25 protein-coding genes and 1 pseudogene are annotated in these 23,781 nt (G+C 73.7%); 9 read left to right on the top strand and 17 right to left on the bottom strand.

Annotated elements, in window-relative coordinates:
* Window positions 1–33: 33 nt before the first annotated feature.
* On the top strand, window positions 34–228 hold the full coding sequence (locus ACQP03_RS12435; RefSeq protein ID WP_357119660.1) for a hypothetical protein: 195 nt from the start codon (window positions 34–36) through the stop codon (window positions 226–228).
* Window positions 229–349: 121 nt separating this feature from the next.
* On the opposite strand, the gene ACQP03_RS12430 is transcribed toward ACQP03_RS12435, so the two are convergent.
* The 7 genes from ACQP03_RS12430 to ACQP03_RS12400 form a co-directional block, all read right to left on the bottom strand.
* Window positions 350–553 carry a cold-shock protein gene (locus ACQP03_RS12430; RefSeq protein WP_011905669.1) on the bottom strand — a complete coding sequence of 68 codons (204 nt, stop codon included), beginning with the start codon at window positions 551–553 and terminating at the stop codon, window positions 350–352.
* Window positions 554–841: 288 nt separating this feature from the next.
* Window positions 842–1,114, bottom strand: coding sequence for a DUF4235 domain-containing protein (locus tag ACQP03_RS12425; protein WP_007458126.1), 273 nt, complete (start codon window positions 1,112–1,114; stop codon window positions 842–844).
* Complete coding sequence (locus ACQP03_RS12420) at window positions 1,111–1,473, bottom strand: DUF3618 domain-containing protein (RefSeq protein ID WP_357119663.1); 363 nt, start codon at window positions 1,471–1,473, stop codon at window positions 1,111–1,113. Before ACQP03_RS12420 ends, ACQP03_RS12425 begins: the two co-directional genes overlap by 4 nt.
* Entirely contained in the window at window positions 1,470–1,904 is a 435-nt protein-coding gene (locus ACQP03_RS12415; protein WP_357119666.1) for a phage holin family protein, read from the bottom strand. The genes ACQP03_RS12420 and ACQP03_RS12415 overlap by 4 nt, the downstream gene beginning before the upstream one ends.
* Window positions 1,905–2,190: 286 nt before the next feature.
* Complete coding sequence (locus tag ACQP03_RS12410; RefSeq protein ID WP_357119669.1) at window positions 2,191–3,378, bottom strand: mechanosensitive ion channel family protein; 1,188 nt, start codon at window positions 3,376–3,378, stop codon at window positions 2,191–2,193.
* 82 nt (window positions 3,379–3,460) lie between these two features.
* Window positions 3,461–4,282, bottom strand: coding sequence for a DUF1206 domain-containing protein (locus ACQP03_RS12405; protein ID WP_357173462.1), 822 nt, complete (start codon window positions 4,280–4,282; stop codon window positions 3,461–3,463).
* Between the two features lie 59 nt (window positions 4,283–4,341).
* Entirely contained in the window at window positions 4,342–4,707 is a 366-nt protein-coding gene (locus tag ACQP03_RS12400) for a hypothetical protein (RefSeq protein WP_357119675.1), read from the bottom strand.
* Window positions 4,708–4,782: 75 nt separating this feature from the next.
* Between ACQP03_RS12400 and ACQP03_RS12395 the strand changes: the two genes are divergently transcribed.
* Entirely contained in the window at window positions 4,783–6,009 is a 1,227-nt protein-coding gene (locus ACQP03_RS12395; RefSeq protein WP_363661003.1) for a cysteine desulfurase-like protein, read from the top strand.
* Window positions 6,006–6,296 (top strand): GNAT family N-acetyltransferase, encoded by a 291-nt coding sequence (locus tag ACQP03_RS12390; RefSeq protein WP_363661004.1) that lies wholly within the window; start codon window positions 6,006–6,008, stop codon window positions 6,294–6,296. Before ACQP03_RS12395 ends, ACQP03_RS12390 begins: the two co-directional genes overlap by 4 nt.
* A 2-nt stretch (window positions 6,297–6,298) precedes the next feature.
* Here ACQP03_RS12390 and ACQP03_RS12385 read toward each other — a convergent pair whose 3' ends face one another.
* Window positions 6,299–7,792 (bottom strand): glycoside hydrolase family 3 protein, encoded by a 1,494-nt coding sequence (locus tag ACQP03_RS12385; protein WP_396832168.1) that lies wholly within the window; start codon window positions 7,790–7,792, stop codon window positions 6,299–6,301.
* 210 nt (window positions 7,793–8,002) lie between these two features.
* Between ACQP03_RS12385 and ACQP03_RS12380 the strand changes: the two genes are divergently transcribed.
* The 4 genes from ACQP03_RS12380 to ACQP03_RS12365 all read left to right on the top strand — a co-directional run bounded on the left by ACQP03_RS12380 (window position 8,003) and on the right by ACQP03_RS12365 (window position 11,463).
* On the top strand, window positions 8,003–8,128 hold the full coding sequence (locus tag ACQP03_RS12380; RefSeq protein WP_355053401.1) for a hypothetical protein: 126 nt from the start codon (window positions 8,003–8,005) through the stop codon (window positions 8,126–8,128).
* A gap of 89 nt (window positions 8,129–8,217) precedes the next feature.
* A complete protein-coding gene (locus ACQP03_RS12375) occupies window positions 8,218–9,168 on the top strand; it encodes a TIGR03557 family F420-dependent LLM class oxidoreductase (RefSeq protein WP_357119688.1) in 951 nt (316 codons plus the stop codon).
* A gap of 74 nt (window positions 9,169–9,242) precedes the next feature.
* On the top strand, window positions 9,243–10,874 hold the full coding sequence (locus ACQP03_RS12370) for a RecQ family ATP-dependent DNA helicase (RefSeq protein WP_357173456.1): 1,632 nt from the start codon (window positions 9,243–9,245) through the stop codon (window positions 10,872–10,874).
* 85 nt (window positions 10,875–10,959) lie between these two features.
* Window positions 10,960–11,463: a hypothetical protein gene (locus tag ACQP03_RS12365; protein ID WP_355053404.1), complete on the top strand. Its 504-nt coding sequence runs from the start codon at window positions 10,960–10,962 to the stop codon at window positions 11,461–11,463.
* On the opposite strand, the gene ACQP03_RS12360 is transcribed toward ACQP03_RS12365, so the two are convergent.
* Window positions 11,453–13,042, bottom strand: coding sequence for an MFS transporter (locus tag ACQP03_RS12360; RefSeq protein WP_357173453.1), 1,590 nt, complete (start codon window positions 13,040–13,042; stop codon window positions 11,453–11,455). The two genes, ACQP03_RS12365 and ACQP03_RS12360, sit on opposite strands and share 11 nt — an antisense overlap.
* Before the next feature lie 79 nt (window positions 13,043–13,121).
* Between ACQP03_RS12360 and ACQP03_RS12355 the strand changes: the two genes are divergently transcribed.
* Together ACQP03_RS12355 and ACQP03_RS12350 are read left to right on the top strand one after the other, a co-directional pair.
* Window positions 13,122–13,883, top strand: coding sequence for a TetR/AcrR family transcriptional regulator (locus ACQP03_RS12355; protein WP_433460903.1), 762 nt, complete (start codon window positions 13,122–13,124; stop codon window positions 13,881–13,883).
* Between the two features lie 10 nt (window positions 13,884–13,893).
* Window positions 13,894–14,922: a helix-turn-helix domain-containing protein gene (locus ACQP03_RS12350; RefSeq protein WP_357119701.1), complete on the top strand. Its 1,029-nt coding sequence runs from the start codon at window positions 13,894–13,896 to the stop codon at window positions 14,920–14,922.
* Window positions 14,923–15,091: 169 nt separating this feature from the next.
* On the opposite strand, the gene ACQP03_RS12345 is transcribed toward ACQP03_RS12350, so the two are convergent.
* From ACQP03_RS12345 to ACQP03_RS12310, 8 genes and pseudogenes are all read right to left on the bottom strand, one after another.
* Window positions 15,092–16,075, bottom strand: coding sequence for a DNA topoisomerase IB (locus ACQP03_RS12345; RefSeq protein ID WP_357119704.1), 984 nt, complete (start codon window positions 16,073–16,075; stop codon window positions 15,092–15,094).
* Window positions 16,059–17,012, bottom strand: coding sequence for a glycosyltransferase family 9 protein (locus ACQP03_RS12340; RefSeq protein ID WP_433461157.1), 954 nt, complete (start codon window positions 17,010–17,012; stop codon window positions 16,059–16,061). Before ACQP03_RS12340 ends, ACQP03_RS12345 begins: the two co-directional genes overlap by 17 nt.
* Entirely contained in the window at window positions 17,009–17,710 is a 702-nt protein-coding gene (locus ACQP03_RS12335) for an SDR family oxidoreductase (RefSeq protein ID WP_357119707.1), read from the bottom strand. The genes ACQP03_RS12340 and ACQP03_RS12335 overlap by 4 nt, the downstream gene beginning before the upstream one ends.
* Window positions 17,707–19,208: pseudogene (locus ACQP03_RS12330) on the bottom strand (PfkB family carbohydrate kinase). The gene ACQP03_RS12335 and the pseudogene ACQP03_RS12330 overlap by 4 nt, the downstream one beginning before the upstream one ends.
* A gap of 16 nt (window positions 19,209–19,224) precedes the next feature.
* Window positions 19,225–19,908, bottom strand: a complete 684-nt coding sequence (locus tag ACQP03_RS12325; protein WP_357392893.1) for a D-sedoheptulose-7-phosphate isomerase — start codon at window positions 19,906–19,908, stop codon at window positions 19,225–19,227.
* The gene (locus ACQP03_RS12320) at window positions 19,905–21,122 is read right to left on the bottom strand and encodes a glycosyltransferase (protein WP_357119713.1); all 1,218 of its coding nucleotides are present in this window, start codon (window positions 21,120–21,122) and stop codon (window positions 19,905–19,907) included. Before ACQP03_RS12320 ends, ACQP03_RS12325 begins: the two co-directional genes overlap by 4 nt.
* Window positions 21,107–22,081 (bottom strand): glycosyltransferase, encoded by a 975-nt coding sequence (locus ACQP03_RS12315; RefSeq protein ID WP_357119716.1) that lies wholly within the window; start codon window positions 22,079–22,081, stop codon window positions 21,107–21,109. Before ACQP03_RS12315 ends, ACQP03_RS12320 begins: the two co-directional genes overlap by 16 nt.
* A complete protein-coding gene (locus tag ACQP03_RS12310) occupies window positions 22,078–23,751 on the bottom strand; it encodes an HAD-IIIA family hydrolase (protein WP_433460902.1) in 1,674 nt (557 codons plus the stop codon). The genes ACQP03_RS12315 and ACQP03_RS12310 overlap by 4 nt, the downstream gene beginning before the upstream one ends.
* Between the last annotated feature and the right edge of the window lie 30 nt (window positions 23,752–23,781).

Below are 23,781 nucleotides of genomic sequence, written 5' to 3'. Positions count from 1 at the left end.
GCGTGCCGCCCGATCCGGCGAGGAGGGTGCGCGATGAGGGGTTGGCTGACACTCACCCTCGGCCTGCTGGCCGTGGTGATCGGTGCGGTGTGGACGGTGCAGGGCCTCGGCTACGTCGACGGCAGCCCGATGACCGACGAGACGCTCTGGGTGGTGGTGGGCCCGATCGTGGCCGCCGCCGGACTGGTGGCGCTCTGGCTGGGACTGCGCTCACGACGCCGCCGGTGAGAAGCCAGCCTGGTCGCCGGCGCGAGCGGGTGAGCGGTGGACGTGGAAAGCCCCGCATCCCAGCACGGGATACGGGGCTTCACTTCAACGAGCCCTGACCGGCGGGGGCCGGCCAGATGTGTCAGAGGGGACGGACCTGCTCGGCCTGCGGGCCCTTCTGACCCTGGGCGATCTCGAACTCCACCCGCTGGTTCTCCTCCAGCGTGCGGTAGCCGCTGGTCTGGATGGCCGAGAAGTGGACGAACACGTCAGCACCCCCGCCGTCGACGGTGATGAAGCCGAAGCCCTTGTCAGCGTTGAACCACTTCACGGTTCCCTGCGCCATGTGTATCTCCTTCTAAAACTGGCGGCCGTGCACGCCGTGCGGCCGATTGGCCGTTTTCGAGCAGCGGCGTCTGAGGCGGCCCCCACGAAGGAGACTTCTCTCAACCCACGCCATCTCGCAACAGCGTGGAACAGCAAATCACGTACGCAAAAAGTCTGCACGACCTGTCCGACGAATTTCTCCGACATGTGACCTGACGGATGGCTCAGGTCGCTGGGCGGCGTTGCGAGTCGTGCGAAAGGCCCCCTTCCCGTCGATGGGGAAGAGGGCCTGACGTCTATGCGTCGGTCAGTCCGGCCAGTGGCCGGTCATCCGGCGGACGCCGACCGCCCCACCCCGGTCCACGGCGGCACGGACCACCGCGAAGATGGCCCCCTGCAACGCCGCGGCGGCCAGGATCTCGCCCCAACCACGGTCCTCGTCGGTGGCGTTCGGCGCCTCGCCGTCGCCCGCCGTGACCTTCCAGACCTGCCGGAAGATCGCGCCGGCCACCGTACCCGCGGCGATACCCAACAACACGCCGACCGGCCGGTACGCGACCTTGCCGATGCTCCTGCTCACCTACGCCTCCCCCGCACGATCATCAGCACCACCACGGTGGCCACCGCGCTGGCGGCGAGCGCCGCCCACGGCACCGGGTTGCGTCGAACCAGCTCGCCCTTCTCACGGACCAGGCCGCCCTTGTCGTACGCCTGGGCGCGGGCCATCCCGGCACCGCGCGCGGCCTGCCCGCGGACCCGGGCCACGGTCTGCGCCGCCTGCTCGCGCATCCGCTCCTTCGCCTGTTCGGCGGACTCCTTCAGGCGGGCCTTGACGTCCGCCTTGGCGGCCAACGCCTCCATCGTCTCGCCCAGCTCCACCCGGGTACGGCGGATCTCCTCGCGTAGGGCCTCGGTGTCGCCCGTTCCGTTGCCCGTCATGCCCGTCCCCTGTCCTTCACGGCGGCGGCCACGGTGTCCACGTCGGCACGGAGGCTGCGGACCGTCGCCGCCGGCACCGGTGGGACCGCACGACTGACCTGCTTCTTGCCCACCAGCGCGAGGATGCCGGCCACCAGGAAGAGGGCCACCGCCACGATCAGCGCGGCGGCCCAGGCGGGCAGCACCAGATCCAGCAGCAGGATGGCGGTGGCGACGAGCGCGCCCAGGCCGTAGAACGCCAGCGCCCCGCCGCCGCCGAACAGGCCGATCCCGATGCCGGCGTGCTTGCCCTTCTGGGTCAACTCCGCCCGGGCCAGCGCCAGTTCGTCCCGTACCAGACGGGATACCTGTTCGGTGGCCCGCTGCACCAGCTCGGCGGTGGAGGGCTCGCTCCCATTGCGGGATGTGCGGGCATTCGCCACGTCAGCCATGCTGTCCTCCTTTCCTCATCACCGCGCTGTATGCCCGGAGTCGTCGCCTGTCAATCCTAAAACTCGACGTGCGGCGACCTGTCGCCGTTGTCGGGATGCCGCGCCGACAAGCTGGCGTGGGTCACCCCGATCACGGCAGAGACGTCCGGCAGCACATCCCCCGCGCAACCCCAACCAAACCTCCCCAGACCCCACCCCACCCATTCGCGGCGATCATGAAGTTATTGCCAGGACACACCGAAGCAAGAGGCAATAACTTTCATGAACAACGGGGTGAGTACGGGGGTCAGGGGCGGGTTTCCTCGGGGCCTACGAAGGCTTCGCTGCGGGCGTCGCCGTCGTCGCTACCGCCGAAGACGCGGGCGTCGTCGGGGGCCTCGGTGTCGGAGAGGCGTCGGGTCGGCCGCCTGGGCTGCACCCACTGCCAGGACAGGTTGCTGGTGGCGTCGCCCAGTTCGGTGCGGACGCGGGGCATGGCGGTGGGCCGGTTGTCCCGGATCCAGGCCACCAGGTGCTCGCGGACGAGGGCGCGCAGGTCCCACAGACTGCCCGCGTCGGCGGCGCTGACCAGCGCGCGCAGCCGCACCATCCCGCCGGTGGCGTCGGTGACCTGGAGGACGCAGACCCGACCGTCCCACAACTCGGTGCCCTCGACGAGCCGGCGCAGCTCCTCGCGCATGGTCTGCACCGGCACGGCCCAGTCGACGTCGAACTCGGCGGTGCCGAGCACCGCCGCCTCGGTGCGGGTCCAGTTCTGGAACGGCTTGCTGGTGAAGTACGAGGTGGGCAGGATCAGCCGCCGGTCGTCCCAGATCTGGACCACCACGTAGCTGAGGGTCAGCTCCTCGATCCGACCCCACTCCCCCTCGACAACCACCACGTCGTCGAGGCGGACCGCGTCGCTGAAGGCGAGTTGCAGCCCGGCGAAGACGTTGCCGAGCAGGCTCTGGGCGGCCAGGGCGGCCACCACGCCGACGACACCGGCGGAGGTCAGCACGCCGGCGCCGATGCCGCGCACGCTCGGGAACGTCATCAGCATCACGCCGACGGTCAGGATGACGATCACCGCGACGGTCAGCCGGCGCAGCATCACCACCTGGGTACGCACCCGCCGGGCGTGCCGGTTGTTGGGCACGTCGACCCGGAAGCGGGCGAGCGCGGTGTCCTCGACGACGATCAACAGCGCCGCCACCAGCCAGGCGGCGCTGGCGATCACACAGAGCACCAGCAGGTGCAGCAGGAGCCGCCGCCAGCTCTCGCCGACGGCGTACCCGGTGGTGAAGCGGGCGGCGAACTGCACCGCGAGGACGGTGGCGGCGACCTGGAACGGACGGTGCGCGTGGTCGGTCAACTCGGTCAACAACAGGGACCGGCGGCCGAACCGCCGGGTGATCCGGTGGACGACCTCGACCAGGAAGAGGGCGACCGCCGCCGCGGCGAGCGCGGCGACGGTCGTTTCGAGATAGCTCTGCACGAGTGGGGCGCTTCCCTTCGACCGAGCGGCGGAACTTCGGGCAAAAGCCCAATAGTGCCCGACGTCCTCGGTATCGACCAGTTCAGACCTTGCGGTACCGGGACTGGAGGAAGCAGTAGACGCCGAAGGCGGCGATGCCGAGGGCGACCAGGGCCAGCAGGAACGAGCCGTACGACTGCTCGCGCAGCGTGTGCAGGGCGGCGTCCAGACCCCGGGCCTTCTCCGGGTCGTACTTCACCGCGGCGACGATGACCAGCAGGCCGGCGATGCCGTACGCGACACCCTTGGCGACGTAGCCCGCGATGCCGAGGCGACGGGCCAACTGGCGAGTCTTCGGGCTCATCTCGCCGGTCTTGAGGTGCTTCTCGAACGTCTTGCGGATGCCGTAGATGACCAGGCCGATGCCGATCGCCGCGACCACCAGACCGGCCAGGCCGACCAGCCAGCGGCCACCGGTGGAGGTCATCAGCTTGCCGCTCAGCGCCTCCTGGTTGTCGGCGCTGTTCGACCCGGCCTCGGAGAACACCTTGAAGGCGGTCCAGGCGAAGTAGAGGTAGACGATGGTCCGGCCGGCCGAGGCCAGCCGCTCCATGACCCGCTCCTTGCCCCGCTCGGCGCGGTGCCCGCCCGCCGCCTCGAGGCCCTGCCAGATCGCCATGGCGAGCAGGCCGACCGCGACGGCGATGACGAGGAACTTGCCGAGCGGCTGTTCCGAGAGGGTACGCAGCGCGCCGGACTGGTCGCCGTCGTCGGACGACGTGCCGAACGCGATCTGCAACGCCAACCAGGCGAAGAGCAGGTGGACGATGCCGTAGCCGATGAAGCCGGCCCGGGCGAGAAGTTCCAGCCACCGGCTGTCCGCCGTCCGGGAGGCGGTGGCTTCGGCGCTACGGGTGAGTGACATGGCGTCACAATCTCCGATTCCGACGATTCCCAAACGTCGGCCACCGCCGCCCGCGCGGGTCAGTTACCCGGGTTGCGGGAAACGCGGATCTTGACCTGCTGGTCGGTGACGCTGTCGACGGTGACCGCGAACCCGCCGGCCTCGGTGGCCTGCTGGCCGGTGGTGAGGGTGAGCTGCTCGCCGGCGACCTCGACGGTCACCTGGTCGCCCTCGGCGCCGACCAGCTTCGCCTCGACGCCGAGGATGGTGGCGCTCGCCTCGACGCCCCGCTCGAAGGTGACCGTGCAGGCGTCCAGCCCGCAGTCGGTGGAGGCGCCCTGGGAGCTGCAGCCGGCGAGCAGGGCGAGGCCGAGCGCCACGGCGGCAACCAGGCCGGCGGCACGGCGGACGGGGGGCAGGCCGATGGTGGTGGGTCGGTTCGTCACCCCGCCAAGGGTACGAGACGTCCGCGACGACCGGGCGGGGGCGAGCGTGGCCGGCGTCCCGGCTAGGGTCCGGGCATGGCCTTCGACATCGCCCGTACCCGGGCCGCCTATCCCGCCCTGACCGAGGGCTTCGTCCACTTCGACGGCGCCGGGGGCACGCAGACCGCGGCCGGCGTGATCGACGCGGTCACCGACGCCATGCGCGCCGCCGTCGGCAATCGCAGCGCCGCCTTCACGCCCGGTCGTCGGTCGCTGGAGATGGTGGCGCAGGCCCGCTCGGCGGTCGCCGACCTGCTCGGGGCCGAGCCGGACGGGGTGGTGCTCGGGCCGAGCGCCACCGCGCTGACGTACACCCTGGCCCGTACCCTCGGCGCGACCTGGCGGCCCGGCGACCAGGTGGTGGTGTCCCGGCTCGACCACGACGCCAACGTGCGCCCGTGGGTGCAGGCCGCCGAGGCGGCCGGCGCGACGGTGCGCTGGGCCGAGTTCGACCGGCACACCGGCGAGCTGCCCAGCGGCCAGTACGCCGACCTGGTGGGCGAGCGGACTCGGCTGGTGGCGGTGACCGCCGGCAGCAACGCCATCGGCACCGTGCCGGACGTGCCGGCGATCGCCAAGATCGCACACTCGGTCGGGGCGCTGGTCTGCGTGGACGGCGTGCACTCCGTGCCGCACGGTCCGACCGACCTGACGTCGCTCGGCGCGGACGTGCTGGTCACCAGCGCGTACAAGTGGTCCGGGCCGCACCTGGCCGCGATGGTGGCCGACCCGAGCCGGTGGGCGGCGTTGCGCCCGGCGAAGCTGGTGCCGTCCGCCGACGCCGCGCCGGACCGTTTCGAGTACGGCACACCGAGCTTCCCGCTGCTGGCCGGCGTGACGGCCGCCGTGGATCACCTGGCCGCCCTGGACCCGGACGCGACCGGCGACCGCCGGGCGCGGCTGCGGTCCGGGTTGGCCGCCGCCCAGGCCCACGAGGAGGCGCTGCTGGATCGGCTGCTCGCCGGTCTCGCCGCGCGGCCCGCCGTCACGGTCTACGGCTCGCCGGCCCGGCGCTGCCCGACCGTCTCCTTCCGGGTCGCCGGGCTGTCGCCGCAGCAGACCCAGCAGGCGCTGGGCGAGGCCGGGTTCTGCCTGTCGGCCGGCGACTACTACGCCTACGAGTACTTCCAGACGATGGGTCTGCGCGACAGCGGTGGCGCGGTGCGGGCCAGCATCTACCACTACAACACGGTGGACGAGGTGGACCGGTTGCTCGCCGAACTCGACGTGCTTGCCGCCGGGGCTGGGACAATGGCCCGGTGAGCACCCTCGTCGAGGACAATCCCGCCAAGAACCGATTCGAGATCCTGGTCGACGACGCGTTGGCCGGCTTCACCGCCTACCTGCAGCGTGGCGACGACGTGCTGGTCTTCACGCACACCCAGGTGGACCCGGGCTTCCAGGGCAAGGGCGTCGGCGGCGCGCTGATCCGCGGCACCCTCGACCAGGTGCGGGACCGGGGTGGGCGGGTGGTGCCGCAGTGCCCGTTCGTGGCGGCGTTCATCGACAAGCATCCCGAGTACGCCGACCTGGTCGCCGAGCAACCGTAGCGTCAGCGGGTCCGGCCGGTCAGCACCTCGGCGGCGGCCCGCCCGCTGGCCCGGGTGGCGCCGTGGGTGGCCAGGTGCACCGCCCCGACGACCAGCGCGGGCACACCCAGCTCGACCACGACCGCGTCCGGCCGATTGGCGAGCGCTCGCCGCACCGCCGCCTGCATCCAGTCGTGCCGGTGCAGGTCACGGACGACCAGCACCAGCGGGTGGTCCCCGGCGTCGGCTCCCGGGTCGGCGGGCACGTCGGGCTCGGCGTGGCGGACCGTCGTCGTGCCGGGCAGCAGTTCGCCCAACGGCTCGCCGATGCCCCACGGGGTCTCCGCGCCGATGGCGATGTTGCGCGGCGGCTCGAACTCGACCACGTGGGCGGCGCGGGTCAGGGGCAGCGCGACCGGGGCGTCCGGGCCGGTGCTGATCCGGACGGCCCGGCGGGCGGCGACCAGCCCGACGTCGGTGGCCCGGTGGGTGAGGCTCGGGCGGGCGGCGCGGGCGGCCACCGTCCAGGCGGCGAGCTGGCCGACCCGCTTGGCGGCCTCGGCGAGGCGTTCCTCGGGCAGCTCACCGGAGACGACGGCGGCCACGATGGCGTCGCGCAGTTCCCGGGCGGCGTCCTCGTCGCTGCGCTCGCCACCGACGCAGATGGCGTCGGCCCCGGCCGCGAGCGCCCGCACGGCCGCGCCCGCGAAGCCGTACCGGTCGGCGACCGCGCGCATCTCCACGGCGTCGGTCACGACCACGCCGGAGAAGCCCAACTCGTCGCGGAGCAGCCCGCCCAGGATGCGCTGGCTCAGCGTGGCCGGCAGGTCCGCGTCGAGCGCGGGCACGAGCAGGTGGCCGGTCATCACCGCCTGCGCGCCGGCCGCCACCGCCGCCCGGAACGGGGCCAGCTCGCAGGCGTCCAGGCGGGCCCGGTCGGCGGTGATGCGCGGCAGGTCGTGGTGGGAGTCGACGCGGGTGTCGCCGTGCCCGGGGAAGTGCTTGGCGCAGGCGGCCACGCCGCCACCCTGGAGGCCACGGATCCAGGCGGCGGTGTGCCGCGCGACGAGCGCCGGGTCGGCCCCGAACGAGCGGACGCCGATCACCGGGTTGGCCGGGTTGGAGTTGACGTCGGCGTCCGGGGCGTAGTCGAGGGTCACCCCGGCCGCCGCCAGCTCGATGCCGAGGTCGAGGGCGACGGCCTCGGTCAGCGCCGGGTCGTCGACCGCGCCGAGGGCGTAGTTACCCGGCCGGGAGCTGCCCCGGGCGGACTCGATCCGGGTGACGTCGCCGGCTTCCTCGTCGATCGCCACGATGACGTCCGGCCGTTCGGCGCGCAGCGTCGCGGTGAGCGCCGCCACCTGGGCGGTGTCGACGACGTTGCGGGCGAACAGCACCACCGAGCCGAGCCCTTCGCCGAGCCAGCGGCACACCCAGGGCGGCGGCGTGGTGCCGACGAAACCGGGTTGCAGGACGGCGGCTGCCAACGTCGGAAGGTGCCCGGCCGGCGCGGTCACGCCGTCGCCTCGGAACGGTCGACGTTTCCCGCCGGCGCGGTGACGCCGACCCGCTGGTTGCGCTCGCTCATGCGGCCCCGTACCCCATCTCTCGCGCGCCCTCGGCGCACCGCCCTGGGCAGGCGGTGCTGCCATGGTCACACCGAGCGATTCAATAGTCAATAAACCTTACAGTTGCCCGATGGGACCCTTCCCCGGAAGAGTGCGGGGATGGACACCGCCCCGCTGGCCGACGCCACGAGCCCGGCCGACATCCCCGGCGTACGCCTGCTCGGCCTGGTGGTCGGCGCTCTGCTGCTGCTCGCCGCGATCCGGGCCATGTTCGGTCGACGCTGAGGCGATCGGGCTCCGACCCGCCGGTGTGGTCCGCCGCGACCGGGGTACGGCTCTCCCCGACAGCAGGACCGCGCGCCGAAGGGGAAGCCATGAAGATCGGATATTTTCTGTCCAGTGAGGAGTACCCGCCGGCCGAGTTGCTGGCGCAGGCCCGTGGCGCCGAGGCGGCCGGCTTCGAGGCACTGTGGATCTCCGACCACTACCATCCCTGGGTCGACGCACAGGGGCAGAGCCCCTTCGTCTGGTCGATGATCGGCGCGCTCAGCCAGGTCTGCGCGCTGCCGGTGACCACGGCGGTGACCTGCCCGACCGTACGGATCCACCCGGCCGTGATCGCCCAGGCGGCGGCGACCAGCGCGGTGCTGCACGGCGGCCGGTTCGTGCTCGGCGTCGGCACCGGCGAGGCGCTCAACGAGCACATCTTCGGCGACGCCTGGCCCTCCGCCGACGTGCGGCTGGAGATGCTCGAAGAGTCCGTCGAGGTCATCCGCGAGCTGTGGCGGGGCGACTTCGTCAACCACCGGGGCACGCACTACACGGTGGAGAACGCCCGGGTCTACACGCTGCCGGACACCCCGCCGTCGATCTACGTCTCCGGGTTCGGGCCGAAGGCCGTCGACCTGGCCGCCCGCATCGGCGACGGCTACGTGAGCACCATGCCCGACGGCGAGCTGGTCCGGCGCTTCCGGGAGAACGGCGGCGGTGACAAGCCGTGCCAGGCCGGGTTCAAGGCGGCGTACGCGGCCAGCGAGGAAGAGGGCGCACGGATCGCGTACGAGCGCTGGCCCAACGCGGGCGTGCCCGGCGAGCTGTCGCAGGTGCTGCCCTCGCCGCGCCACTTCGAACAGGCCTCCGAGCTGGTCACGCAGGACATGGTGCGGGAGTCGTTCGTCTGCGGCAACAGCGCCGACGCGCACCTGGAGATGATCGACAAGTACGCCAAGGCCGGCTTCGACGAGCTGTACGTGGCCAACACCGGCCCCCACTTCCAGGGCCTGTTCGACCTCTACCAGCGCGAGGTCCTGCCCCGCCTACGGTGAGACCTGACGCACCCGAGCCCATGATCGCAACGGAGTGTTTCGGTGGTCATGGGCTCGGGTACCTCCGGCCCTCGATGAAACTGTCCACGCACTCGATGACGTTGCGCCGCGCCGCGAAGAGCCTCTTCGGCTGGAAAGCGCTCCGGCCCAACCAGCTCGCCGCCATGCGCGCGGTGATGAAGCGACACGACGCCCTGGTGGTGTTGCCCACCGGGGCCGGCAAGTCGGCGATCTACCAGATCCCGGCCAGCCTGATCCCCGGCCCGACCGTGGTGATCTCTCCGCTGCTGGCCCTCCAGCAGGACCAGATCGCGGCGCTCAACGAGCGGCAACGTCCCGAGCTGCGGGCGGTACGGATCAGCTCGAACGAGTCGGCCGGCCAGCAGGCCGAGGCGATCGCCGAGATCCAGGCCGGGCGGGCCGAGTTCCTGTTCATCACCCCGGAGCAGTTGAGCAACCCGGACCGGATGGCCGAGGTCGCCGCGCTGAAGCCGGCGCTGGTCGCGATCGACGAGGCGCACTGCATCTCCGCCTGGGGGCACGACTTCCGGCCCGACTACCTGGCGCTGGGCCACCTCATCGAGGGCATCGGCCGACCGCCGGTGGTCGCGCTGACCGCCACCGCGTCCCCACCCGTACGCGACGACATCATCGCCCGGCTGCGGCTGCGCGACCCGGAGGTGGTGGTCTCCGGGCTGGACCGGCCCAACCTCTTCCTCGAGGTGGCACACTGCCCGACCGAGGACTACCGGTGGCGGCGGCTGATCGCCCTGCTGCGCGACGACGAACGGCCCGGGATCATCTACGTGCCGACCCGCCGCTCGGCCGAGGAGTTGGCCGAGAAGTTGACCAAGGCGGGCTTCCCGGCGCAGTTCTACCACGGTGGGATGCCCACCGGCGCGCGCAACGACCTGCACGAGGCGTTCCTCGCCGACCAGGTTCCCATCATGGTCGCCACCTCGGCGTTCGGCATGGGCATCGACAAGCCGAACATCGCCTGGGTGGTGCACACGGCGCTGCCCGACTCGCCGGACAGCTACTTCCAGGAGATCGGCCGGGCCGGGCGGGACGGACAACCGGCCCGGGTGCTGCTGCTCTGGCGGGCCGAGGACGTGGGCCTGCAACGGTTCTTCAGCGGCGGCCTGCCGGACGAGAACGAGCTGCGGGACCTGGCCGCGCTGCTGCGCCGCAAACCGGCCACCAAGACCGAACTGCGGGAGGCCACCGGCCTGGGACCGCGCAAGCTGGGCCAGTACCTGGCGCTGCTGGAGCAGGTGGGGGCCGCCGAGCCCCGCGCCCGCCAGCGCATCGGGGCCCCGCGCTACTCTCCCGCGCCGGTCGACGCGGCGGCGGCCGCCCTGGCCGAGGCGGAACGCCAGCAGACGGTGACGCGTTCGCGTACCGACATGATGCGGGCGTTCGCCGAGACCACCGCCTGCCGGGGGCAGACCCTGCTGGCCTACTTCGGCGAGCAGATGACCGAGGTCTGCGCGCACTGCGACAACTGCCACCGGGGTACCAGCACCGCCGACGAGGGCGCGGTCGGCCCGTTCCCGGTGCACAGTCAGGTGCGGCACGGCGAGTGGGGGCGCGGCCTGGTGCTCAGCTACGAGGACGACAAGATGACGGTCCTCTTCGACGAGGTCGGGTACAAGACCCTCTCGGTGCGCGTGGTGTCCGAGCAGGGTCTGCTGACCCTCGACTAGCCTGACCCGGGCACCACACGGGCCCGGTGGATCGACTCAAGCAGCACCGATTGACCACACAGCGCAGGGCGGAAGGGGCATTGCCGTGATCGAGCAGCCGGCGTACACCGGTTTCGGTTTCTCCGACGAGGAGTGGGGGCTGCTGGTCGGCCTGCCGCAGTCGGTGCTGACCGCGGCGAGCGCCGCCGAGTCCGACGGCACCCGCCGGACCATGGCGGAGAACGCGGCCGGTCTGGAGTCCATCGGGGCGGGCCGGGAGTCGGCCAACCCCCTCGTCGCCGCCGTGGCCGGGGAGATCGTGACCCGGGTCGGCGACCCCGAGGCCGGCGAGGAGCTGCCGGTCATCGCGCCCGCCGACCCGCAGGCGTACATCGACGACGTGCTGGTGCGGGCCCGTGAGGCGGCCGTGCTGCTGGCCGCCCGGGTGGACGAGGGCGAGGCCGGCGCGTACAAGCACTGGCTGGTGACCATCGCCGACCAGGTCGTGGGCGCGGCGTCCAGCGGCGGTCTGCTGGGCCTGGGCGGCGAGTCGGTCAGCGACTCCGAGCGGCGGTTCCGCGACCGACTCGCCCAGGTGCTCAACGACTGACCGGGGCGGCGTCCGACAGCGACGGTTCGGTCGGCTCGGCGGCCAGCGCTGCGGGGTCGGCCGGCCGGACGCCGCGCAGCGTCAGCAGCGCGGTCACCGCGCCGAGCGCCATCGCCACCATGGCGGCGAGGGCGGCGAGGTGCAGCCCGTCGGTGAAGGCGAACCGGGCCGCGTGCAGCACCGCTTCGCCGACCTCCGTCGGCAGTCCCCGGGTCACGGCGAGCGCGCCGCCCAGGGTCTCGCCGGCCGCGTCGCGGACGCCCGTCGGCAGCCCGGCCGGCAGCTCGTCCAGAACCTCCCGGTGGTAGATCGCGGCGCCCACGCTGCCCAGGATGGCCATTCCCAGCGCGCCACCCAGTTCGCTGCTGGACTCGGTCAGCGCGGAGGCGACACCGGCCTGCTCCGGCGGGGCCGCGCCGAGCACCAGCTCGGTGACGAGCGACATCACCATCACCAGGCCGCCGGCGTACACGCTCGCGCCGACGAGCAGCAGCCAGAGCGGCGTCTCGGGGGTGACCCGGGTCAGCACCGCGAAGCCGACGACGGCGATCACGAAGCCGGCCCCGATCAGGTACGCCCGCTCGACCCGCTGGGCGAGCGCGGCGGCGGCCGGGGCGACGCCGCCGACCGCGAGCGACGGTACGAGGCTCCACAGTGCCGCCCGCAGTGGACTCAGCCCGAGCACCAGTTGGAGGTGCTGGGTGGTGAAGATGGCGAACCCGACCAGGGCGAACATCGCGAGCAGGTTGACCGCCAGCGATCCCGCGAAGCCGTGCCGGCGGAACAGCGCCAGGTCGATCATGGGGTACGCCCGGGTCCGTTGCCGGTGCAGGAAGAGCGCCCCGACCAGCAGGCCGGCGACGACGGCCAGCCCCCGCGCCGCGCTGACGCCGTCGCGGGCCATCTCCTTGATGCCGTAGATCACCGGCAGCAGCGTGCCGAGCGACAGCGCCGCGCTGACCAGGTCGAAGCGGCCGCGCGCCGGGTTGCGGAACTCGGGCACCAGGACCGGGGCGAGCAGGAGCAGGAGCAGCATCGCCGGGATGTTGATCAGGAAGATGGAGCCCCACCAGAAGTGCTCCAGCAGGACGCCGCTGAGCACCGGGCCGATGGCGATGCCGCCGGTGAGCGTGGCGGTCCAGATGCCGATCGCGGTGCCGCGCTGCTTGGCGTCGTGGAACATGTTGCGCACCAGGGCGAGCGTGGAGGGCATCAGGGTGGCCCCGCCGACGCCGAGCACGGCGCGCGCGGCGATCAGGGTCGCGGCGCTGTCGGCGTACGCGGCCAGCAGGGACGCCGCCCCGAAGGCGGTCGCGCCCAGCAGCAGCAGCCGACGCCGGCCGATCCGGTCACCCAGGGCGCCCATGGTGATCAGCAGCCCGGCCAGCACGAAGCCGTAGATGTCGAAGATCCAGAGTTGCTGGGTGGCGCTGGGCCGCAGCTCCTCGCTGATGAACGGGACGGCGAAGTAGAGCACTGACACGTCCATCGAGACGAGGAGCAGCGGCAGCATCAGCACCGCGAATCCGATCCATTCCCGCCGGCCCGCTCGGGGCGCCGGTGCGGTCGTCGCTGTCATGAGAACTCCTTCTGCGTATGCCGTACGCTTTAATGCGTAGACCATACGCAGAACTAGGATGGCGGGGCAAGGAGGAAAAGTGGCGGAGACGAAAGACGACAGCGGCCCGGTGCTTCCGCCGGCCATCGAGAGCGCCTGGGGGCTGCGGGAGCGACCACCCAAGGGCCCCCGGCCGGGCCTCACCGTGCCCGGCATCGTCGACGCCGCCATCCGGGTCGCCGACGCCGACGGGCTGGCCGCCGTGTCGATGAGCCGGGTGGCCAAGGAGCTGGGCGCCGCCACCATGGCCCTCTACCGGCACGTCGGCTCGAAGGACGACCTGCTGACGCTCATGGTGGACGCCGGCTACGGCCCCTCACCGGGCCCGGCCGCGCCGGACGACGACTGGCGTGCCGGCCTGACCCGCTGGGCCTGGGCCGAACACGACGTCCTGCGACAGCGCCCGTGGCTGCTGCACATTCCGATCGCCGGGCCGCCCGTCACACCCCAGCAGCTCGGCTGGATGGAGGACGGGCTGGGTTGTCTAGACGGCACCCCGTTGCCGGAGGGCGCGAAGATGTCGATCCTTCTGCTGGTCACCGGATACGTGCGCAACGAGGCGATGCTCACCAACCAGATCGCCGAGGGCAGCCGGGCCGCCGGTGTCGAGCCGGGCGACATGATGCCGGCGTACGGCGCGATGCTGGCGCGACTGATCGACCCGGCCCGCTTCCCCGCGCTGACCCGGGTGCTCGACGCCGGCGTCCTCGACCAGGACGATGATCCGGACGACGAGTTCACGTTCGGCCTCGACCGGATCCTCGACGGCGTCGAGGCCCTGATCGCCCGCCGGACGGCGTGAGGGGGCGCGGGTGCTGGCCAGGAACACCATCGACACGACCGTCCTGCCGCCCGCCGAGCGGTTCGGGATGTGGCTGGACCTGGTGGCGCGCACGTCCGTGCCGTTGCGGATGGAGTCCCCGTACGCCGACGACTTCGCCGCCCGGGCCGAATTCATCGACCTCGGCGCGATCCAACTGGTCAGCTACCAGTACCCCTCACTCGATGCCACCCGCAAGCTGATCCGACAGTCGGACCCGGAGCTGTACATCCTCGCCTTCACCACCAGCGGGGTCGGCACGTCCAGCCAGGACGGTCGACGCAGCGACATCCTGGCCGGCGAGTTCACCTTCTACGACGCCTCGCGCCCGCACGACGTCTGCCACCACGCGAGCGAGCCGGGCCGGACCCGGGCCACCTCGATCACGACGGTGATCCCGCACTCCGCGCTCCCGCTGCCGCCAAAGCGGATGGCCGCGCTCTACGGCGGGCGGATGTCCGGCAGCGAGGGGCTCGGGGCGCTGCTGGCGCAGTTCCTGATCCAGGTGACCGGCCACCCCGAGCAGTACCACGCCGCCGACGCCGGCCGGCTCGGCACGGTGGGCCTCGACCTGGCCACCACCCTGCTCGGCCGGAACCTGGTCGCCGAGGACGCGGTGCCGACCGAGGTCCGCCGCCGTGCGCTGATCACCCAGGTGCAGGCGTACGTCCACCGTCACCTGGGCGACGCCACGCTGGGCCCGCAGACCATCGCGGACGCCCACCACATCTCGCTGCGGACGCTGCACCGCCTGTTCGAGGCCGAGAACACCACCGTGGCGGCGTACATCCGCGACCTTCGGCTGGCCCGGTGCCGGCGCGACCTCACCGACCCGGCGCTGCGGGCCCAGCCGGTGCAGGTCATCGCGGCACGCTGGGGGTTCGGCGACAAGGCCCACTTCAGCCGGGCGTTCCGGGCGGCGTACGGGGTGAGCCCGCAGGCGTGCCGCGACGGCGATCCGGTTACGGCACGGGACGTCAACGACCTGGCGTCCAGAGTCAACTCGGGCCAGGCAGACTGACAACCGACGCGGCAGAGGCGGCGCCCGCGTACCCCGGGGCCCGCATTGGCCGCGAACGGGGGCCGTGGCGAGGCGCCCGCCGTGGCGCGCGGCGGGCGGCCGCCCGGTGTCGCCCCCGGCCGAGGCTCCGGCCCCGTCGCTTCCCCCCCAGGATCGTCGGCGGGGCCGGTCAGGCCTTCTCCAGCAGCTCCAACACGACCCGCTCGATCTCCTCGCGGGGGGCGCTCGGGTCGACCGGCACCACCACCCCGTCGTGGTAGAGGTCGACGACCCTCGGGTCCACGTAGGACGTGCGCGCCACGGTCGGGGTGTTGCCCAGCAGCTCCGCCACCGCCCGCATCACCGCGGCCACCGCCCTGCGCCGGGCGGTGACCGAGCGGGCCGGGTCGGCGGCGGCCAACTCCGCCGCCGCGCGCACCGTGGCGTGCCAGGTGCGGAAGTCCTTGGCGGTCATCTCGCCGCCGCTGGCGTCGCGCAGGTAGCCGTTGACCTCGTCGCTGCGCACGTCCCGCCACTGGAGGCCGTCCCAGTAGCCGAACAGCCGGTCCGCCCTGCGGCGACGCCGACGCAGGTTGACCAGCACCTCGCACAGCTGTGGGTCCTCGATCCGGCGCACCTGCTCGATACCGCCCTTGGCGGGGAACTCGAAGACCACGCAGTCGCCCCGGCGTCGCGCGTGCTCCGGGCGCAGGGTCGACACCCCGAACGTCGGATCGTCACCGGCCGCGTACTGGTCACTGCCGACCCGGAACATCCCCATGTCGAGCAGGCGGGCCACGGTGGCCAGCACCCGATCGCGGTTCAGTCCCCGCCCGACGAGGTCCTGCCCCACCCGCTCGCGCAACGTCGGCAGCCGTCGGGCCACCTCCAGCATGTGGTCGAACTTCGCCGCGTCCTGCTTCTCCCGCCACACCGGGTGGTAGAGGTACTGCTTGCGTCCGGCCGCGTCGACGCCGGTGGCCAGGATGTGTCCGTTCGCGTGCGGCGCGATCCACACGTCCTGCCAGGCCGGCGGGATCACCAGGTCGTTCAGCCGCGCCCGGATGGCCGGATCGCGCACGACGGCGCCGCTGGGATCGACGAAGGTCCAGCCCTTGCCGCGCCGGCGTCGCCCGTAGCCGGGCCGAGCCGGGTCGCTACGCCGTAACCGCACCGGAGACCCGCACCGCTCTCTCCACCTCGTTCACGGCAGCCAGCACCTCGTCCAGCGGCAGAGCCGTCAGTGTCGGGTGGGTTCCTACCCCGTCCCACCTGGGCCAATCCCCCTCTCCGGCCCAGAGCGCCCGGTGGCGGGGCCGGTCCGGCGGCGGCCCCCACGCCGCCGGGGGCACCGGCCCGAAGAGCACCACCGAGGCGGTCCCGTACGCGGTCGCCAGGTGCGCCACACCGGTGTCCCCGCTGACCACCAGCCGCGCGTCGGCGACCAGCGCGGCCAGCGCGCCGAGGTCGGTCCGGCCCGCCAGCACGGCGGCCGGCGGCAGACCGGACGCCTCGGCCACCCGCTCGGCCAACCCTCGTTCGTCGGCCGAGCCGGTGACCAGCACGCGGTGCCCCCGCTCCCGCAGCGTCCGGGCCAACGCCGCGAACCGCTCGGCCGGCCACCGCTTGGCGGGGACGGTGCTGCCCGGATGCAGCAGGGTCGCGCCGACCGGCAGGCCGGCCGGGTCGGGCCGGCGCAGGCCCAGGTCACGGCGGTCGGCCGGGATGTCGTACCAGGAGAGCAGCCGGCACCAACGGTCCACCTCGTGCTCGTCGTCGCGCCAGCGCGGACCGTCGCCGAACCCGGCGTCGGCGTTGGCGAAGGCGACGAGCCGCCCGGGACGGGCGGCGGCCAGCAGTCGGTGCGACTGCGGCCCACGCCCGTGCAGGTTCACCGCGATCTCCGGCGCACGGCCCGGCCGCAGCGGCCCGTCCAGCCCGGTGGTGTCCACCAGCTCGTCGACGCCGCCGACCAGGTCGACCAGCGGGGCCAGGCCGCCGGGCGCGGCGAGCGCCAGCTCGTGATCCGGGTACGCGGCCCGCAGCGCCCGCAGCGCGGGCACCGCGGTGACCAGGTCGCCGACGCCGAGGGCGCGCAGCACGAGGATCACGGGTACGACGTCTCCTGCTCGGCGCACACCACCATCTCCCGCACCGCGCAGCCGGGTGGCTGTTGGAGCGCGAACATGATCGCCGCGGCCGTGTCGGCGGGGTCGTTGAGGATGGCGTCCGGACCCGGCCTGTACTGCGGATCGCGTTCGTCGAAGAACGCGGTGCGCATGCCACCGGGGATGAGCAGGGTGACACCGACCTGACCGGCCAGCTCGGCGGCCAGCGCACGGGTGAACCCGACGACGCCGAACTTCGCCGCGCAGTACGCGGTGGCGTCGCTGACCGCCTTCACGCCCAGGGTTGAGGCGACCGTGACGATGCGCCCGGCGGAGGTCTGCAGGAACGGGAGCGCGGCCCGGATCACCGCGGCCGTGGCCAGCAGGTCCACCATGACGATCCGGTCCCAGGTCTCCCCCGGCACGTCGGCGAGCCGGCCCGGCACGTCCACACCGGCGGCCGTCACCACGGCGTCCAGGCCACCGGCCTGCTCGGCGAGGTGCCGGGTGGCCACCTCGGCGGCGCGGGTGTCGGCGAGGTCGCACTCGGTCCAGTCCACGCCGTCGACCGGCGGCTGCCGGTCCAGCACGAGTGGACGGCCACCGGCGGCGGCCACCGCCGCGACCACCGCCGCGCCGAGCCCGCTGGAACCGCCGGTGACCAGGACGGCGGGTCCGGCGTCGGGTCGTGTGGCGGTCATCGGGTCCGCTCCCCTGTGGTCGCGACCGGGACGGCGATGCCGACCGGCTGTGGCGGCCCGCTGTCGGTGCCGAGGGCCGGTCCGGCGGCGGCGCGCGCGATGAGGTCGCTGGTGGAGCGGCCGTCCAGGTACGGCACCACCACCGTGTTCCCGCCCCACCGACGCAGCACTTCCGCCTCGGGCAGCGTGGCCTCGTCGCCGACACCGCTCGCGTAGTCGCCGCCCTTGACCCAGACGTCCGGGCGTACCCAGGACAGCACCGCCTCGGGCGTCGGCTCGTCGAAGATGAGGACGGCGTCGACGCAGCTCAGAGCGGCCAGCAGCCGGGCGCGGTCGCCCTCGGGCAGCACGGGTCGCTGCGGCCCCTTCAACCCGGCGACGCTGGCGTCGGAGTTCACGCAGACGATCAGGCAGTCGCCGAGCTGCCGGGCGGCCTGCAGGGTGGCCAGGTGCCCGGCGTGCAACAGGTCGAAGCAGCCTCCGGTGGCCACCACCGTGCCGCCCGCGCTGCGCACCTCGGAAAGGAGCGCGGCGACGGCCGCGACACCCACCCGCTCGGCGCTGACGCCGGGCCGGCGGGCGCCGCGCACGCTCACCACGTCGGTGGGGGGCGGCAGGGCCGTGGCCACTCCCCACCCGCCACGTACGTGGCGGCCTCGGCGACGGCCGCCTGCACCGCCTCGGAGACGAGCGCGCCCTGGGCCAGCGCGAGGCTCGCGGCGGCGGCGAAGCGGTCGCCCGCCCCGCAGGTGTCGCCCTCGGCGCTGCCCGATGTGGGCACCACCAGCGGCGTCGATCCGGCGTGGCAGAGCAACGCGCCGTCCCCGCCCAACGTCACCGCGACGGCGCCCGCCCGCCACCGGCGACGCAGCCCCTGCGCACCCTGGGAGGCGGCGGCGATCCGGGACGCGCCGGGCAGTGTCGGGACCAGTTCGCGCACCTCCGACTCGTTCGGCGTGGCCAGGTGCACGCCGGGTACCGCGGCCGGCCCGCGCGGGTGCGGGTCCCAGACGACCGGCGCGCGGGTGGCGGCCAGCGCGGCGCGCAGCGCGGGCTGGCGGGCGACGCCCCGGCCGTAGTCGCTGACCAGCACCGCCGACGCGGCGGCGAGCACCCGCAGCACCTCGTCGGAGGGCTGGCCCGGCTCACCGGAGGGGCCGCCCCGGTCGTGGCGCAGCAGCACCCGACCCCGGGCCCGCAGCCGGATCTTCTCCGGCGTCGCGCCGGCGAGGGCCAGCGGGTAGACCCGCACGCCGGCGGCGGCCAGCAGCGCGCTGAGCCGCGCGCCCCCGGCGTCGTCGGCGAGCGCGGTGACCAGCACCACGTCGGCGCCCTGCGCGGCGGCGAAGACCGCCGCGAGGCCCGCGCCGCCGGGCCGGTCGACGGCCGAGGTCTCGTCGAGCACCGGCACCGGGGAGTCCGGGCAGAGGCGGTTCACCACCCCTTCCACGTCCCGGTCGAGCAGGGTGTCCCCGACGACCACCACGGGTCCCCTCACGCCTACCTCCTCATGCTCACGCGTCGATCTGCTGTGCGGTCGGGCCGTCGAGCACGACCTCGACCCCGGTGCGTACCGGCTCGGACGCGAGCCGACCGGTCGTCGCGGGCTCCACGGCGGCCAGCGCCGCGGGCAGTTCCTTCTCGAGGTACTCGCAGATCAGGTGACTGGTGACGAGATGCAGCTCCTGGACGACCTGGGTGTCGGCCGACGACACGGCGAGCGCCTCGTCGCAGGCGTCCGCGAGGGGATTGGGCGCGGGTCCGGTGAGCGCCCAGGAGGTGAGCCCGGCGTCGCGCGCCGCGTGCGCGGCGCTGAGCAGGTTGCCGCTGACGCCGCTGGTGCTGAGCAGCAGCAGCACGTCGCCGGGTCGGCCGTGGGCGCGGACCTGACGGGCGTAGACGTCGGCATAGCCGTAGTCGTTGGCGATGGCGGTCACCGCGCTGGTCTCGGCGTGCAGGGCGATCGCCGACAGGGGCTGGCGGTCGTCCCGCAGCTTGCCCACCAGCTCGGCGGTGAGGTGCTGGGCCTCGGCGGCGCTGCCGCCGTTGCCGGCGACGAGCAGTCGTCCGCCGCCGGCCAGCCGGTGCGCCAGATGCGCGCCCCAGCGCGCCAACTGCGGTTCACACCGGCGGTACGGGTCCAGTGCGGCGGCGAGGTTGGTCAGGTGCTCCTCGAGCGGGCTGACCGCCGGCATCAGGCCACCACCCGGGTCGGCCGGCGTACGGCGGCGACCTCGTTGTAGACCTCGGCGAGGCGTTCGGCGGTGGCCTCCCACGAGTAGCGCGACCGGGCCCGCTCGCGGGCCGCCGTGGCGTACCGGAAGCGGCGGATCCGGTCGTCGAGCAGTCCCCGGATCGCGGCGGCGAGGGCGTTGGGGTCGCGGGCCGGCACGAGGTCACCGGTCGTACCGTCGACGACGGTGTCGCGGATGCCGCCCACGGCGGTGCCGACGACCGGCACGCCGCACGCCATCGCCTCCAGCGGGGTCAGGCCGAACGGCTCGTACCAGGGGGCGGCGACCAGCAGGTCCGCCGAGCGGTACCAGCGGCCCATCTCCTCGCGGGGCACCGCGCCGACCAGGTGCACCCGGTCGGCGACCCCGCACGACTCGGCGAGGGCCCGCAGCCGCCGGGCGTACGGGTCGGTCTCCAGCAGCCCCTCGGGCGGCCCGCCCACCACGACGCACTCCGCGTCGGGCACCAGCGCCATCGCGCGGACGACCGTCTGGAAGCCCTTGCGCTCGACCAGCCGGCCCACGGTGAGGATGCGGGCGCGGCCCGGCTCCCGGTCGGCGGCCGGCCCGAGCGGGGCGAACGAGGCGAGGTTGACGCCGGAGGGCACGACCACCATGCGGTTCCGGGGCACCCCCATCCGGACCAGCTCGCCGACCTCGTCGCGGCACTGGGCGACCACCCGGTCCACCGAGCGGCCCAGCTCCCGCTCGTAGGCGATGCGCCGGGCCGGGCTGGTGTCCTGCACGCCCTGGTGGCGGCGCTTGACCGTGCCCAGCGCGTGGTACGTCTGCACCACCGGCACGCCGGCCTGCCGGCCGGCGGTCAACGCGGCGAGGCCGCTCATCCAGAAGTGCGCGTGGATCACCTCGGGTGTCCAGTCCCCGCCCCGCCACCGCTCGACGAGCCACCGGCTGAACTCGCGCATGTGCGGCAGCAGCGCGTCCTTCGCGAGCGGCTCGGCCGGGCCGGCGGGCACGTGCACCACGTCGTACCCGTCCGGGGCGCGGACGGTCACCGGCAGGTCGAGGGCGTCGCGGCGGGTGTAGACCCGTACGTCGTGCCCGGCGGCGACGAGCGCGGCGGACAACTCGGCCACGTGCGTGTTCTGGCCGCCGGCGTCCTCCCCTCCGAGGATGGCGAGCGGGCTGGCGTGCTCCGAGATCATCGCGATCCGCATACTTCCTCCTCCAGCAGCCGGTCCCAGTCAGCGAGGAAACGGTCGAGGCCGTACCTGTCGCGCGCGGCGGCCTGGGCCGCCACGCCGGCCTGGCGTGCGGCCGCCGGCTCGGCGATGAACCGGCGGGCGGCGTCGAGCAGGACGTCCATCCGGGTGGCGAGGGCCCCCGCCTCCGGGGGCACGGCGGTGACCGCCTCGGTGGTGGCGAGCGCGACGACCGGCATGCCGATCGCCATCGCCTCGATGAGGCTGAGCCCCAGGCTGGTCCAGCGGCACAGGTGCAGGTACGCCCGCCGGCGGGCCAGTTCGGCGTGCATCCGGTCCTGCGGGACGTCGTCGTGGCTGGTGAGCCGGTCGGCGGGCAGTCCGAGGTGGTCGGCGAGGCCCGCGACGCCCATGCCGAACACGTCCAGGGGCGCGATCTCGGCGAACTGCGGCAGCAGGTCGGTGCCGGTGACCCGTCCCCGCCGCACCGGCTCGTTGATCACGACGGCGAGCCGGTCGAGTTCGCCCGTGTACGACACGGCCGGCGCGACGATGCCGTGGTCGACGACGCCGGTGCGGGTCGCGCCGGTGTCCCAGAAGATCTGGTTGAACCCGGTGACGTGGGCGACGAGCAGGTCGTCACGGTCGGCCATCGGGTGCCGGGTGTTGGGGACGTCGCCCTTGGGCGTGTTGTGCTCCACGTAGATGGCGGGCAGGTCGCGACCCGGACGCCGGCCCAGCCACTGCTCGGCCAGGTCGATCTCCTCGGGGCGTTGCAGAACGACCACGTCGACGTCGGCGTCCGGCAGGTCGTCGGGGGCCACCTCGACGGCGCTGTCCGGCCACGGATACGTCCGCGCCCGGCCGAGGCCGTACGGACCCCGGTCGGGCGTGGTGGGGATCAGGTAGCGGTGACTGCCGTGCACGAAGGACGTCGTCCAGGAGCCGTGCACGTGCCAGAGCAGGATGTTCATCGGACGCCACCACCGCTGGCGGTCAGGGTCCGTACCGCCTCGACCACCTCGGCCGGGTCGACGCCGCTCAGGCACGGGTGGCCGGGGACCGGGCAGGCCGCCGCCCGGGTGTCACGGCAGGGCGCGCTCGCGTTGCCGAGCCGGACGGTGGGCACCCGGTAGGGACCCCACTGCCCGAAGGGGACGGTCGGCGCGAACAGGCTCACCACCGGTACGCCGGCGGCAGCGGCCAGGTGCGCGGGCCCGGTGTTGCCGACCACCACGGCGGCGGCGTCGGCGACGAGCGCGGCCAGTCCGGCCAGGTCGGTCGTACCGCCCAGGTCGGTGCCGCCCGCCGCCGCGACCCGGGCGGTCACCGTCCGCTCGTCGGGCCCGCCGGTGACCAGCACACGATGCCCGGCCGCGCGGAGCGCCCCGGCGATGCGGGCGGCCAGCTCGGTCGGGCAGGCCCGGCTCGACGCGGCCGAGCCCGGGTGCAGCACCACGTAGCCGGGGTCACCGACAGCGGCCGGGCGGGACGCCACGGCGTCGTCGCGGAGCCGCAGCACGGGTTCGTCGCCGGCCGGCAACCGGTGACCGGCCGCGGCGGCGAGGGAGAGCGCCCGCTCGGGTTCGGGGACACCCGCCGGCACCCGGTGGCGGATGTCCACCAGCGCGCCCGGGTAGTCGTCGCTGATCGCGGCGATCCGGGTGATCCCGGCCATCCGCAGCAGCAACGCCAGCGGCAGGGCCGACTGGTGGAACGAGGTGAACACCACCGCCTCGTCCGCGCCGACGGCGGCGAGCCGGGCGGTCAGGCGTCGCATGTCGTCCGGGTCGACGGGCGTCGGCGCGGGGTCGATCCACGGCAGTGGGTGCTCGATGATCTCGTCGACGCCGGGCAGCAGCTCGGCGGCGGCACGCCCACGTGGTCCGCAGAGCAGCACCACCCGTCGCGCGCCGGCCGCGACGGCCCGGATCGCCGGCCCGGTGACGAGCACGTCCCCGGCCGAGTCCGAGCGCACCACCAGCGCGGTGCCCACTGCGTCGGCGGTTCGCGCGGGCTGCACGGCCCGCTGGCGGCGCAGGATCTCGTCGACCGCGGACGGCAGGTCCGGCGCCACCCAGCCGGCGGCGGCGATCTCCTCCGGGCGGGTCACCGGCGTCGGCACCAGCACCCCGGCCGCTCCGGCGGCCAGCGCCGCGCCCACGTCACGGCCGATGTCGCCCACCAGCACGCAGCGCGACGCGCTCGTGCCCAACTGCCGGGCGGCGGCGTGCACCAGGCCGGGCGACGGCTTGCGGCAGTCGCAGCCGTCGGCGTCGTCGTGCGGGCAGACCAGCCAGGCGTCGAAGCCGCCCAGCAGCTCCTCGACGCGGGCGTGTACCGCCCACATCTGCGCCTCGTCGAAGTAGCCCCGGGCCAGGCCGGACTGGTTGGTCACCACCGCGAGGCGCAGACCGGCGGCCCGCAGTCGGTCCAGCGCCGCGCGGACGCCCGGCAGCGGGCGTACCTTCTCCGGGTCGCCGTTGTACGGCACGTCCTCGATCAGGGTGCCGTCGCGGTCGAGCAGCACCGCGTCGTACAGGACGCCACCGTGCGGTGCGGCAGGCCCGCGACCAACCCGGCCAGCACCGGCGTACACCCGGGCTGACCTGCGCTGATACGGATCCTCCTGGTCCTGTCGCACAGCCGGCGGGTTCCCGGCGCCCGAAGGAGT

The organism is Micromonospora sp. CA-248212 (assembly GCF_050948405.1).
Taxonomy (GTDB): Bacteria; Actinomycetota; Actinomycetes; order Mycobacteriales; family Micromonosporaceae; genus Micromonospora.
The sequence above is the reverse complement of the archived record's forward strand: the minus strand, read 5'-3'. Positions and strand labels throughout refer to the sequence as shown.